Raw genomic sequence first — 13,667 nt, 5'->3', positions numbered from 1 at the left:
CCATCTGTCAGCCGGAACGTAAAAACGCCCTGACCAAACCGATGTGGGGGGAGTTGGCCAAGATCGTTCAAAGCCTGTCAGATGATCTTGAGCTGCGCTGTGTGATCATTCGCGGTGGCGAAGGGGCCGGTTTTGGTGCCGGGGCCGATATCCATGAGTTCGTGCGTGAGCGTTCCGGGTTCGAGAAGGCGCGTGATTACGGCATGCTGCATGCCGAGGCACTCCAGACCATTCAGAACTGCACCCATCCGGTGATTGCCGCGATTGATGGACCATGCATGGGGGCATCGTTCGTTTTGGCCGCGGCGTGCGATTTGCGGATTGCGGCCGATAACGCAAAGTTCGCCGTGCCACCGATGAAACTGGGCGCGACGCTGGGCTATCCTGAACTCGAAATCATGCTGGACCTGTTGGGTGAGGCAGCGCTTTTTGAAATCCTGCTGGAAGGGCAGGTCTTTGACGCCGCCCGTGCACGCGAGATCGGCTTTATCGCCCGTCATGTCGCGCTTGAGGCGTTTGACGAGGAAGTCACCAAGACCGGCAAACGAATTGCCGGTGGGGCGCCGCTAACGCAGCGTGCGCATAAAAGCATGCTTAACCGCCTGCGTCAGGGCGGAGCGATTGATGCGCGCGAATTTGATGAAGGCTACCGCGCCTTTGAGAGTGCTGATTTCAAGGAAGGCTACACCGCGTTCCTTGAAAAGCGCAAAGCGGTGTTCACCGGTAAATAAGCCACGTTAATATAGTGGAAGATCGGGCGTGTAAGGCACGTCCGTATTGCCGTAATCAAGGCCCATCTTGTGCAGTTCACTTGTGATTTGTGAACGGTGATGGGTCTGGTGATTGAACAGCTGGACGAGAAACAGCTGGCGCGGCAGCTTGCGCGTGACGCCATCGGGGAACGGCAGTTCGCGGATTTCATCCTGCCAACTGTGATCGGTGCTTTCGACAAATTCGGTGATCTCGGCATCAATCTCGGCCCGCATGGCTTTGAGAGTCTCGAAATCATCGGCAACGATTGTCGTCGGTTCAAACGGGCCAGCTTCGCCGGTGCGCAGAATGGTCAGAATGCGCAGGTCGACATAAAGAATATGGTTCAGCGTGCTGTGGATCGACCCGAAAAACATGCCGCGATCATGACGCCGTTCGACATCACCGATCTGCGCGCACAGGTCAAACAGAACACTGTTCTGCCAGCTGTTATAGGTCGCCATGCAGCGGCCATAGTCGTTGAAATTCATCTTGGACATATCGATACCACTCCTTTCAAAACCGCATTTGGCTGCGTTCTTATTGGTTGTTGTGGATATGGTTGATACTACCGCATGTGAATTGCCATGGCACTGAAATACATCAAGGGCGGCATCGAATTGAATGCCGCCCTTGATCTTGATGTGTTTCGACGAGAGCCCGTTAGTGGGTCATGATCCGTTCCGGACCCATCAGGGTCGTCGGAAGCCAGGTCGATATCGCCGGGACATAAGTGATCAGTACCAGGAAGCCCAGCAGGATCAGAAGCCACGGAAAGGCGGCCTTGACGACCTTGAGCAACGGCATGCCGGTAATCCCCGATGTCACAAACAGGTTCAATCCGACCGGCGGCGTGATCATACCGATTTCCATATTGACCACCATGATGATGCCCAGATGGATCGGATCAATGCCCAGCTGCATGGCAATCGGGAACAGGATCGGCGCCATGATCAGAAGGATCGCGCTTGGTTCCATGAAGTTGCCGGCGATCAGCAGAACGATGTTCACCACAATCAGGAAGCCCCACGCCGGAAGACCCCAGCCAATGATGGTTTCGGCAATGGTGTGCGGGATGCGCTCAGACGTCAGAACATGGGCAAACAGCATCGCATTGGCGATGATGAACATCAGCATGATCGTGACTTTACCGGCATCGAGCAGAACGTGACGGATGTCCTTGTCAAACGGCAGCAACGCAAGCGCCTTGCCCATCTGCGGCACGTTATGTGCGATCAGGCTGCCAATGGATTTGTTGCCGTTTTCCGGCACCCAGGAGAGTTCCTTGATCGGGCCCATGTCACGGTAAAACAGAACCGCGACAAACATGGCGTAAAACGCTGCCACAGCCGCAGCTTCGGTCGGGGTGAAGACCCCGCCATAAATGCCGCCCATGATCAGGATCACAAGTAACAAACCACCCGATGCGGAAAACAGGGCGCTCCCCCATTCGCCGATGGTCGGGCGCGGCTGGCTTGGCAGTTTTTTGATGCGCGCCACGATATAGATCGCCGTCATCAGCATCAGGCCAACCATGATGCCCGGAATAACACCACCCAGGAACATACGACCCACGGAAACCTCGGTCGCGGCGGCATAAACCACCATGACGATGGACGGCGGGATCAGGATGCCAAGCGTGCCGGCGTTACAGATGACACCAGCAGCAAAGCTTTGCGGATAGCCCGCGCGGACCATGCCGGCAATCACGATGGATCCGATGGCAACAACCGTCGCCGGGCTTGAACCCGACACAGCGGCAAACAGCATGCAGGCCAGAACCGATGCCATGGCAAGGCCGCCAGGGAACCAGCCGACCGTATCAATGGCAAAGCGAATAAGACGCCGTGCAACGCCGCCGGTCGACAGAAATGCGGATGCCAGAATGAAATAGGGAATAGCAAGAAGGGTGTAATGCTCCATCCCGCCAAAAAGCTTTTCTGCCAAGGTGGCAAGGCTGTCATCACCAAACAGAAGAATGGTTGAAAGCGATGCAACGCCCAGCGAGATCGCGATCGGTGCACCAAATGCCATCAGGCCAAACAGCAGGATAAACAGGAATGCAATCGTCATTTAAATGTCTCCCCCCGTCCGGCTTATGGTTTTGGCGTCGAAGCGGTGGCGGACTTGTCGTCATCCGCGGTGCTTGCGCCAAGTTGGTCGATGGCTTCGCGCGCTTCGTCTGCCAGATTAAAGCCGACCTGTTTGCCGGTAATGATGCGCCAGCCGACTTGCGCCAGGCGAAATGCCAGCAAGGCTGCACCCACGGGCATGATGAGATAGACGAACCACAGCATGACCGGGCTGTCTTCGGCTTCCATTTCAAGCATGTGGTTGAAGCTGACAAGCTCCCACCCGCCAATAATCAGCCAGCTTGAATACAGAATGCCCGCAGCAACCACGATCAAACCAATGACGCGCTGGGCATTCTTGGGGAACAGGCGAACGAGGGCGTCCACCCCGATGTGCGACCCGACCTTGACCCCATAGGACATGCCAAACAGGATCAGCCAGGCAAAAAGGAATTCCGTGGTTTCCAGAGCCCAGGTCAGGCCGGAATTGAACACGTAACGCATAACGACGTTTACAAAGGTAAGCGACGTCATGGCGGCGAGCAGGAGGGCAATAATGCCCTCCTCCAGCCGGTTAACGACCGTTGAGATCATCTTGAACGGCCCTTTTCCGATGATGTTAGGAAAAAAGTACGGATTAGTTGCACGCAGCAGCGGCGTCGATGATGTCCTGGCCGATATCGCCAGAGAACTCATCCCAAACCGGTTTCATTGCAGTCTGCCATTTGGCGAATTCTTCACCGGAAAGCTGCAGGATTTCGGTTTCACCGGAATCGATCACGGCCTGACGCTGTTCTGCGGTCAGATCCGCCGACAGGTTGTTGGCATATTCGGATGCTTCGTTCATCGCCTGTGCCAGACCTTCGCGGATTTCCGGATCCAGACCGTCCCACCACTTGGCCGAGGTCACGACCATGTAGTCAAGCAGACCGTGGTTGGATTCGGTGATGTAATCCTGAACTTCGAAGAACTTCTTGGAATAGATGTTCGACCAGGTGTTTTCCTGACCGTCGACAACGCCGGTCTGAAGGGCGGAATAGGTTTCCGAGAACGCCATTTTCTGCGGAACGGCATCAACAGCTTCGAACTGGGCTGCGATCACGTCAGACGACTGAATACGGAATTTCTGACCAGCGGCATCTTCCGGTGCGCGCAGAGGCTTGTTGGCCGAAAGCTGTTTCAGGCCATTGTGCCAGTAACCGACACCGGTCAGGCCTTTGGACGACATTGCGTTCAGGAGTTCCTGACCTTTTTCGCCGTTCTGGAAGCAGGAAACCGCATCCATGTCCTTGAACAGGAACGGAAGGTCATAGACCTGAAGTTTTTTGGTCCATTTGCCGAATTTCGCAAGTGACGGTGCACCGAACTGAACGTCACCACGCAGGATGGCGGCAAGAACCTTGTCGTCATCAAACAGCTGCGAGTTCGGATAAATTTCGATCTGGACCTTGTCGCCTAGGATTTCTTCAGCGCGTTTCTTGAAGTAATCGGCACCCTGGCCCTTCGGGGTGTTCGGCGCAACAACATGCGCGAACTTGATCACTTCCTGTGCGGAAGCGGCAAGGTTGGACCCCAGAAGTGCTGCGGCAGCAACGCCGGCAGCAAGAATGCTTTTGCTGATAGGACGCATCAATACGTCTCCCTTGATTGAATTAATCTGTTTTCCCGTTAGCGCGCCTTTTTGGCGTCGTTCTAAAACGCCGTTTGGCGCTGTGCCGTAATCAGCAAGCAGCGGGCCAGTTCAGGGGAGGTGATGAATGTGTAATTATATCAATGCGATAAGTTCAATTTCACGTTGTTGCGATGCAGCAAATCCAGTCGCGTATGTTTGTGATTTCACTCACTTTTTTGAAGTGAATGTGCGGTAGTTCACACATGATCTTGCCCGCATGGTCACAGGCACCGGGCGTTGATGAAAGCAGGGCACAAAAAAGCCCGTCTAATTGACGGGCTCGTGGTCGTTGGTGCTGCGGGATCGCCTGAACTCGGCCGGGATGATGTTGTATTTGGTCAGCTTGTCGTAGAACGTCTTGCGCGGTACGCCGAGTGCCGTGACGGTTGCGGTGACATTGCCGCCATGTTCACGAAGGGCTTCGGTGATCAGGCTTTTCTCAAACGCCTCGACCTGTTGGGGCAGGGGGACGCCATAATTTTCTTCGCCGTCCTCGCCGCTTGCCAGTGGATCAAGCCCGAGAACACGGCGTTCGGCAGCATTGCGCAATTCCCGGACATTGCCCGGCCAGTCATAGGCATTAAAGCGCGCCATTTCCGAAGGCGTAATCGGCGCAACGGTGCGATCAAACCGCTTGGCCGCATCGCGGGTGAAATATTCAAACAACAGTGCAATGTCATCCTTGCGATCGCGAAGTGGCGGGATGTGAAGTTGCACGACGTTGAGACGGTAATAAAGGTCTTCACGAAATTCACCGCGTGCCGATGCGGCGCGCAGATCGACCTTGGTTGCGGCAACCACGCGCAGATCAATTGGCAAAACCCGGTTTGATCCCAGACGTTCAAGCGCACGTTCCTGCAAGACGCGCAAAAGCTTGATCTGCAGGGCAAGCGGCATGCTTTCGATTTCATCCAGGAACAGCGTGCCCTTGTCGGCAAACTCGAACTTGCCGATGCGTTTGTGATCGGCCCCGGTAAAGGCCCCGGCTTCGTGGCCGAACAGTTCGGATTCAATCAGATGTTCGGGCATACCGCCGCAATTGACCGCGACAAACGGCCCCGGACGGCCCGACATTTCAAGCAGGTTGCGTGCAATCAATTCCTTGCCCGATCCGGTTTCGCCGTTGATCAGGACATGGGCATTGGTGCTGGCAACATTGCCAATCAGTGTGCGGAGCTTTTCCATCGCCGGATTACGGCCAATGAAGTCGGATGCGTTTTTCGAATGGCGGGCCAGTTCGATCTTGAGCGTGCGGTTTTCAAGGACAAGCGCACGGTGGCTCATCGCGCGCCGTGTGATGTCGATAAACAGATCCGGGGCATAGGGCTTTTCGATGAAGTCAAACGCGCCGTTATGCATGGCCTGCACTGCGGTGGCGACATCGCCATGGCCGGTGACCAGAATAACCGGCATTTCCGCATCGATCTTTTTGACCTGTGATAGCAGGTCCAAGCCATCCATCCTGGGCATGCGGATGTCGGAAATCACCACACCCGGCCAGCCTTTTTTCAGGCGCTCAATCGCGGATGGGGCATCGGCGAAGACTTCGACTGCGATATCGGCAAGCTCGAAGGTTTGCTGTGCGGCTTCACGCACATCTTCGTCATCGTCAACAAACAGAACGCATTCGGCACTGGTGGACACTGGTTTATCCTTTGACCCGATAGATCAATCAGAGGACAAATTTCGTGTCAGCCCTGATCGTGATGATCTGCAAGGTGTGTGTGGGTTTCTGCCGGTGTTTTAGCAGCCGTGACGTCTGGCGTCGAGATGCTGTTTTCCGCGGCCATTTCACCGGGGCCTTCATAGCGAAGCTCGATGATAAAGGATGCACCACCTTGCGGGCGGTTTTCCGCACGAATGGTGCCGCCAAAGCTTCGGATGATGCCATAGCAAATCGATAAGCCCAGCCCCAAACCATCGCCAAACGGCTTGGTGGTAAAGAACGGATCAAACAGCTTGGGGAGGTTGTCTGGCAAAATGCCATGTCCGTTGTCATTGACCTTCACAATCACACGGTCGTCGCCGCCCGTGATCGAGATGTCGATTTCGGGGGCGGCAACATTTTGGCAGGCATCAGCGGCGTTATTGACCAGATTGGTAAAGACCTGGGTCAGTTGATTGGCCTCGGCAATGACAGGTTTGATATCGCCATGCTGTTGCAGGGTGATGTTTTCGACACCGGCCCGCCCGGTCTCAAGCGCCAGGTCGATGGCCATCTGCATCTGGGCCGGGACATCGACCGGATGGTTGTCCTGCTCCGGGCGGCGCGAAAAGGTTTTGAGATTGCCGGTAATCCGGCCCATGCGGTCGGTCAGTTCCGAAATGCGCTGCAGATTGCGGTTTGCGGTTTCATCATTACCACGCGCAATGAATTTCAACGCGTTTTCCGCATAGTTTCGAATGGCGGTCAGTGGCTGGTTGATTTCGTGCGCGATGCCGGCTGACATCTGACCAAGGGCGGCAAGCTTGCTGGTTTGAACCAACTCGGCTTGTGCCGTGCGCAGCGCATCTTCGGTGCGGGACCGTTCGGTGATTTCTTCTGCCAGACGCTGATTGGTGTTCATAAGGTCGGTCGTGCGAAGGCGGACCTGACGTTCCAGTTCGCGCTGTGACCAGTCGCGAATTTCAAGCTGTTCGAGCATCGCACGACGACGCTGCAGGATAATGAAAATCAGACCGGTCAGAATGATATGCGCGGCCCCACCCATCGCACCCGCACTGATCACGGAACGATCGAGTACCGATTTGTTTGTCAGCAGAAACATCCGCCAGCCCTGTTTGGGAAGGGTGCTTGCCGTCACCAGATAGGTGGTCTTGTCCGGCGTCGCCGGGCGGGTCTGTAGCGTGCCGGTCGCTTGTTCGCGAGCTTCGCTTGCCTCGGCATCTTGCGCAACCGGGCCAAGACTGAGCGTTGCCGGATTGTCATCGACTGGCCATTCGCCATCAAGCAACGGCATGGGTTCCAGCGGATAGTTGCCATATTTACGCGACGCAATCAGGCGCGGGCGATCTTTGCTGTCGAGCCCCGCAAGATCACGGAACCGCCAATCCAGATTGGATGAAATGATGACGATGCCGTTCTCATCGGTGACCAGAACGCTTTCGCTGCCGCGTGCCCAGCGCTGCACAAGGGCTTCAAGATGGGTTTTGACCACCATGGCCCCGGCGAAGTTCGTGCCGTCCGGGCGCACCGGGTGGGATATATAATAACCCGGCACGTTGGACGTGATCCCGAATGCAAAGTAATGCCCGGTCAGTCCGCTTTTGGCCTGCTGGAAATAGGGGCGGAAGGAAAAGTTGCGCCCGATAAAGGATGCATCACTGTTCCAGTTACTCGCCGCCAGCGTTTCGCCATTGCTGTCCATGAAGTAAATGTCTGATGCGCCACTGTCTGCAGCCAGCTTCTCAAGATAGACATTCACCGCCCCGGCATTCTCGGGATCGGCATGCAGGGCAAGGTCGATGATGCGCTTGTCCGATGCCAGCGTGATTGGAAGGTATTCATGTTCCTTGATCGCGCCCTGAAGGTTGGAGCGATACAGCTCAAGCTTGTTGCGCCCGTCCTCGGTAATGTCGATCAGCTTCGCTTCCTGCCAGAACGTGGTCACCAGCCACACCGTGACTGGCAGCAGCACCAGCAGGGCACAGAGGACTATTCTTGATGTTCTTTTGACTGAGACCGAGGTGCTGAGCATTCTATCCACGTTGGCATTAGGCGACAGGCTTTGGCGGCCTATTCGTTAGGGTTGGTTTTTGTCCCCTTACAGGTGGGGCGCCGGGATTAGATTACAAAAAGATTTCAAAGCCCAGCGTAAATTTACGTGATGGTTCTCACGCTTGATAATCATCTGATCAGGTTGTACCTATCAGAGGCATAACCACCGGATTTTCGCGCCACCTGTGTGGCCCGCCGATCAAGCCCGAACAACCTGTCAGGAAAGTTCCCTGCATGAGCGATGAAGACACACATCTGATCTGGGTCTTGGCCGATGACCGGACCGGGAATGTCAACCAATGCCTTGGGGTTGCCGAAGCACTGGCACAGCCCTTCAAGCGGATTGATATCGGTTTCACGAAATCTGTGCGTCTTCCCAATTTTATTCGCAGAACCAGCCTGATCGGTATTGATGAGGCATCGCGCCGTCGCCTTGTTGCGCCCTGGCCCGACCTTGTCATTTGTTGCGGGCGTCGTTCTGCACCGGTGGCCCGCTGGATCAAAAAACAAAGTCGCGGACACACCCGCATTTGCATCATCATGCGCCCGGATGGCGGGGAAAGTGCGTTTGATCTGATTGCTGTGCCGGCCCATGATCGGTCTGTCATTCGCGAAAACATCGTCGAGATCCCCGGTGCCCCGCACCGCGTTACGGAAAGCCGTCTTCTGGTCGAAGCCGATAAATGGCGTCCGCATTTCAAAGGTCTTCCGGAACCAAAATTTGCCCTGATCATTGGCGGCAGTACCAAAAGAACGACCTTTACCAAGGATATGGCAGAACAGCTGATCGACAAGGCTGTCGCGGCGGCAAAGGCCGTTGATGGCTCCTTGCTGGTCACGACCAGCCGTCGCACCGGTATCGAAAACGAGGCCCTGATTGCCGAGCGACTGGCGACGTCAGGCGTTCCTTATCATCTGCATGACTGGACATCACAGGCAGAGAACCCGTATTTCGGCTATCTCGCCCTTGCTGATGTGAAGATCGTAACCAGTGATTCGGTTTCCATGTGCTGCGAAGCTGCGGCGGCACCGGGCGGGGTTTATATCTTTGATCCGGATGGATTGGCCAACAAACGGCACAAACGTCTGCATCAAAGTCTTTATGAAGGCGGGTATGCCCGCCCGCTCTTGCCCGATACCGAGCTGGTGCCGTTCAAGCATCCGTCCTTGCAACCTGCGCGCATGGTTGCGCAGCGTTGTCTGGAGCTGCTTGGTGCGCCTGCCCATCAGGATAGGCGATAACACCTTGTTTTATTTGGGGCTGTAAGGTCTATTCGTGGGCTGCCACCACCAAGGAAAACCGCCCCGATGTCCTCGCCCGTCTCAAGCCCCGCTAACCAGCGTTCACCTGACGCACCGCAATTGTTTCCGCGTCATGTTGCGGTGATGATTTTGGCGGTTGTTGCCTGCTGCTTTGCGGGCAACCATGTGGCGGCACGGCTGGCGTTTGAGAATGGTACGGGGTTGCTTCTGGCCGTTTTGTGCCGCTCGGGTGTTGCGCTTTCGATCCTGATGGCAATCGTCTTTTTCAAGCGTCATTCAATCCGGCTGCCGCGTGGTCTTGGGCGGTGGCAATTGGTTCTGGGATTGCTGATTGCGATCCAGAGCCTGTGTCTTTATTCCGCCGTCGCCCGCATGCCGGTGGCATTGGCCTTGCTGACGGGTAATACATTCCCGATCATTCTGGCGCTTTTGACCTGGGGGCTTGGCGGGCCGCGCCCGACACTGCGCGCGGCTGGCCTGATGTTGTTCATCCTGTCCGGACTTGTACTTGCCCTTGATTTGCCGGCCATTCTCGGTGGAGAGGCCGAGGTCAACGCAAGCTGGTGGCTTGGGATCGGCTTTGCCTTGATGGCGGCAACCGCACTGTCATTGGCATTCTGGATCACCGATCACAAGCTTGCCGGGATCAATGGACCGGTGCGGTCCATGTTCACGATGGTGGTGGTTTTCATCGCCATGATCATTGCCGGGATTGGCGATGTCCTGCCCGGCGGGATGGCGACGCCCAATGCACCTTCCGGGTGGATGGGCCTTGCTGCCCTGATGGTGCTGTATGGGATCGCGTTTTCCATGCTGTTCATCACCGTCCCGCGCCTTGATATGGCGCGCAACGCATCGGTGATGAATATGGAGCCGATCGCAACATTGCTGTTTGGCTGGGTTGTACTCGGGCAAATGATCAGCCCGATCCAGATGCTGGGCGGGTTGGTTGTGGTCAGCGGTATTGTTATCCTGACCCTGCGCAAAGGCGCCTGATTCAATAAAAAAGGGAGCCTGATGGCTCCCTTTTGGTACGTTCGAGATGGCTTGGTTAAACCGCCTGTGAGTGGCGCCCATGCGCGTGATTAAGGTAGGTGTCAAACGCGGCACAAACCGCACGAACCAGTGGGCGGCCCATTTCGCTGAGTTTGATGTGAGCGCCGTTAACTTCGACAATGCCGTCTTGGGTCATTGCCTTGATCCGCTCAACCTCCGGCGCAAAGCGGTCTGCCGAAATGCCGTGGCTGGCACATACGTCATCAAGGTCGACGGCAAGATTGCACATCAGTTCATTGATGATGTCGCGGCGCAATTTATCTTCATCGGTCAGGGCAATGCCCTTTTCAATCGCGCATTTTCCGTCTTCAACGGCGCGCTGCCAGCGCGCCAGTGCCGGATCATTCTGGGCATATCCATGCGGCAGGGATGAAATCGCCGACGGACCAAACCCGATCAGGGCTTCGGCGCGGTCGGTGGTGTAACCTTGGAAGTTCCGGTGCAGTAAACCGTCAGACAGGGCACGCGCCATGCTGTCGGCCTGATGGGCAAAGTGATCAAGCCCGATGGCGACAAAGCCATGCTTGGCAAGGCGGTTCTGAATTTCTTCATACTGTGCCCAGCGTTCCTCGGTATTTGGCAGGGCCTCGGTCGGGATAAGCTGCTGATGCTTTTTCATCCAAGGGACATGGGCATAGCCAAAGACTGACAGGCGGTCCGGGCAAAGCTCGACAGTCTGGTCAACCGTTTCACGCAGCGACTCAACCGTCTGGAAGGGCAGGCCATACATCAGATCAACATTGATGCCGGCAATCCCGTGCGAGCGCAGCTTGGCAATCACGTCACGCACCAGCTGCATGCTTTGAACGCGGTTGACGGCTGTCTGGACCTGCTGGTTGAAATCCTGAATGCCGATGCTGGCGCGGTTAAAACCGCATTCGACCATGGCTTCCATGAAGTCATCGGTTGCGGTGCGCGGGTCCATCTCAATAGCGATTTCGGCATCATCAAGAATCTGCAGCCGTGCACGGATTGCCGCCATGATGGCGCGCAGGTCTTCGGCCTTGAGGATGGTCGGGCTGCCGCCACCAAAGTGGATGTGCGAAACCGTGAAAGTCTCGTCTGCGGGCAGTTTGCCAAGCGTGCCTTCGATCTCGGTCAGAAGGGCCGAAACGTAGCCATTCACCGGCTTGTAGTTTTTGGTGATCTTGGTGTTGCAGCCGCAGAACCAGCACATTTCCTCGCAATAGGGGACGTGCAGATAAAGCGACAGCGGTTGCGCGGGATCAAGATCGCCAAGCCAGCCTTCAAATACCTCGCCATTCACACCGGCATGGAAATGCGGCGCGGTCGGATAGCTGGTATAGCGCGGCAGACGCAGATCGTATTTTTCGTAAAGGGCTAGCTGCATGACGGACATCCCGAAAATTCGTTCTGTCCGTCTTTTGCATTATTCCAATCTGCTCTGCCTTGATATGCCTCAAGGGTGAGGAACAGGGAAGCCGTGCCGTTCACTCAAGGCATGCAAAATGCCGTCCTTGTCATCAATAAACGCTTGGCCATTTGCCGTGCCGGTTTGAAGCGATGATGTGGCGCCCGATTTCAAAATCATCACCGGAAGTGATTGATGGTCTTCGCCCAAAAGCGCGATGACATCGTTCCTCGGGCGCGACCAATTGATGTGACGGATATCAAGCGCACCAAGCAAATCTGGAAATGATCCCAGTACCCCATCAATCAAGGCGCAATGCCAGCAATAAAAACGCTGGTTTGGCCAAGCGGGATCTTCGAAATCGGGTTTGATCAGAAATACCGTATCGCGTTCGAGAACCGGCATGGGGCTTGGCCTTTCGTAACGGCGCGGTGTCGCGCGCCTTGATGATGTCGGTGGCGACGATCAGAGATGCTTGAAGGCCGATACCAGATCCGCCCGAAGGGCTGCCAGGCGGTCGCGGCCTTCGTCTTCATCATAGGGTTCAGCGGTGCCAACACCCCAAACCGGGCCGGGCCATGCCGCGTCATCCTTGAAACGGCCAATCACGTGGCAATGAAGCTGCGGCACCATATTGCCCAGCATCGCAACATTGGTCTTGAACGCATCAAAGCGGCGCTTGATCACACGAGATGCAGCGGCGACTTCATCGCCAAGCATCTTGCGGTCTTCGGCACTCAGATCATCGTAATCGACCAGATCCGGGCGCTTGGGCACAAGAATAAGCCAGGGATAACGCGCATCATTCATCAACAGAACATGTGAAAGCGGTCCGTCGGTCACCAAAGTGGTATCGGCGGCAAGCTGCGGATGAAGGGTAAATGCGTTGTTCATCGATATCCTCGTTCCTTGAAAAGTCACGGGGACGTTATAGCGACAACGTCCTTGAATGTCTTGAAAACCTTGCGCGAGTTGGCGGGCAGGAGGGGTTCCTGCCCGCAAGCCAAAGTCACGCGGCCTTTGATGCGTCATGCTTGGCGATCAGTTGATCGACAAGTTCAATGACTTTGTCTTCGGCCTGCTTGATGGATGTCTGGGTGCGGTCATCGGCGAACTCGTCATATTCAATGGCAGCGCCAAACTGATCGGTGATGCCGATATATTGTAGCGGGGTGAAAACGCCGCCTTCGACAAAGTTCATGTGATCAATCCGGCCACCCTTGTCATAGCCGTAATCACCACGCGACGACAAAACGACGATGGATTTGTTGTCCGTTATCATCGGCCAATAAGGCACGCCGTCGCGTGACCGGTCAAAGCCGAATGTCCGGCCAACCCGAACGATGTTATCAACCCACGCCTTCATCTGTGCAGGCATGCCAAAATTATACATCGGCACCCCGGCGACAATGATGTCGGCCGAAAGCAATTCATCCACCAGTTGGTCGCTTTCGCGCAGAGCTGCGTGCATCCAGTCTTCACGGTCGTCGGGTGGGGTAAAGGCCGCATGGACCCAGTCACCGGTGGTCGGTTGGGGCGGGTTTGCCCCGACGTCGCGATAGATGATCTCGGTATCCGGACGTTTCGCCAGCCAGTTTTGCATGAACTGGGCTGTAAGGCGGCGCGTATGTGAGCCATGCTGTTTCTGATCTGATCGGCCCGGGCGGGAACTGCTGTCGATATGAAGAATTCTGGTCATCATACTCTCCATGGGATGAAAATGGTTCATCTGTGTGTCTGTGATGACCAAGCATTGACTGAATT

At 55.8% G+C, this 13,667-nt stretch carries 13 protein-coding genes; 3 read left to right on the top strand and 10 right to left on the bottom strand.

The features are described from left to right. Positions 1-2: 2 nt before the first annotated feature. Positions 3-731, top strand: a complete 729-nt coding sequence (locus CMO10_RS03145) for an enoyl-CoA hydratase/isomerase family protein (protein WP_297018831.1) — start codon at positions 3-5, stop codon at positions 729-731. A gap of 6 nt (positions 732-737) precedes the next feature. Here the strand turns inward: CMO10_RS03145 and CMO10_RS03140 are convergent, their stop codons facing one another. The 6 genes from CMO10_RS03140 to CMO10_RS03115 all read right to left on the bottom strand — a co-directional run bounded on the left by CMO10_RS03140 (position 738) and on the right by CMO10_RS03115 (position 8,192). Then, positions 738-1,250, bottom strand: coding sequence for a DinB family protein (locus CMO10_RS03140; RefSeq protein ID WP_297018830.1), 513 nt, complete (start codon positions 1,248-1,250; stop codon positions 738-740). A 163-nt stretch (positions 1,251-1,413) separates the two neighbouring features. Next, positions 1,414-2,823: a TRAP transporter large permease gene (locus CMO10_RS03135; protein ID WP_297018829.1), complete on the bottom strand. Its 1,410-nt coding sequence runs from the start codon at positions 2,821-2,823 to the stop codon at positions 1,414-1,416. 23 nt (positions 2,824-2,846) lie between these two features. After that, complete coding sequence (locus CMO10_RS03130) at positions 2,847-3,416, bottom strand: TRAP transporter small permease (RefSeq protein WP_297018828.1); 570 nt, start codon at positions 3,414-3,416, stop codon at positions 2,847-2,849. A 43-nt stretch (positions 3,417-3,459) separates the two neighbouring features. After that, entirely contained in the window at positions 3,460-4,452 is a 993-nt protein-coding gene (locus CMO10_RS03125) for a TRAP transporter substrate-binding protein (protein WP_297018827.1), read from the bottom strand. A gap of 309 nt (positions 4,453-4,761) precedes the next feature. Then, positions 4,762-6,138, bottom strand: coding sequence for a sigma-54-dependent transcriptional regulator (locus CMO10_RS03120; protein ID WP_297018826.1), 1,377 nt, complete (start codon positions 6,136-6,138; stop codon positions 4,762-4,764). 47 nt (positions 6,139-6,185) lie between these two features. Beyond that, entirely contained in the window at positions 6,186-8,192 is a 2,007-nt protein-coding gene (locus tag CMO10_RS03115) for a sensor histidine kinase (protein WP_297018825.1), read from the bottom strand. A 254-nt stretch (positions 8,193-8,446) separates the two neighbouring features. Between CMO10_RS03115 and CMO10_RS03110 the strand changes: the two genes are divergently transcribed. Continuing rightward, the gene (locus CMO10_RS03110; RefSeq protein WP_297018824.1) at positions 8,447-9,454 is read left to right on the top strand and encodes a mitochondrial fission ELM1 family protein; all 1,008 of its coding nucleotides are present in this window, start codon (positions 8,447-8,449) and stop codon (positions 9,452-9,454) included. 66 nt (positions 9,455-9,520) lie between these two features. Next, positions 9,521-10,471 (top strand): EamA family transporter, encoded by a 951-nt coding sequence (locus tag CMO10_RS03105; RefSeq protein WP_297018823.1) that lies wholly within the window; start codon positions 9,521-9,523, stop codon positions 10,469-10,471. A 55-nt stretch (positions 10,472-10,526) separates the two neighbouring features. On the opposite strand, the gene hemN is transcribed toward CMO10_RS03105, so the two are convergent. The 4 genes from hemN to CMO10_RS03085 form a co-directional block, all read right to left on the bottom strand. Next, entirely contained in the window at positions 10,527-11,882 is a 1,356-nt protein-coding gene (hemN, locus tag CMO10_RS03100; RefSeq protein WP_297018822.1) for an oxygen-independent coproporphyrinogen III oxidase, read from the bottom strand. A 69-nt stretch (positions 11,883-11,951) separates the two neighbouring features. Continuing rightward, positions 11,952-12,308: a DUF3088 domain-containing protein gene (locus CMO10_RS03095; protein WP_297018821.1), complete on the bottom strand. Its 357-nt coding sequence runs from the start codon at positions 12,306-12,308 to the stop codon at positions 11,952-11,954. A 60-nt stretch (positions 12,309-12,368) separates the two neighbouring features. After that, entirely contained in the window at positions 12,369-12,797 is a 429-nt protein-coding gene (locus CMO10_RS03090) for an HIT domain-containing protein (RefSeq protein WP_297018820.1), read from the bottom strand. 115 nt (positions 12,798-12,912) lie between these two features. Further along, entirely contained in the window at positions 12,913-13,602 is a 690-nt protein-coding gene (locus CMO10_RS03085) for an FMN-dependent NADH-azoreductase (RefSeq protein WP_297018819.1), read from the bottom strand. Positions 13,603-13,667 lie beyond the last annotated feature (65 nt).

The sequence above is a fragment of the Thalassospira sp. genome, assembly GCF_002709775.1.
Lineage (GTDB): Bacteria > Pseudomonadota > Alphaproteobacteria > Rhodospirillales > Thalassospiraceae > Thalassospira.
Note: the sequence above shows the minus strand (reverse complement) of the source record. Positions and strands in the feature narration are given on the sequence as shown.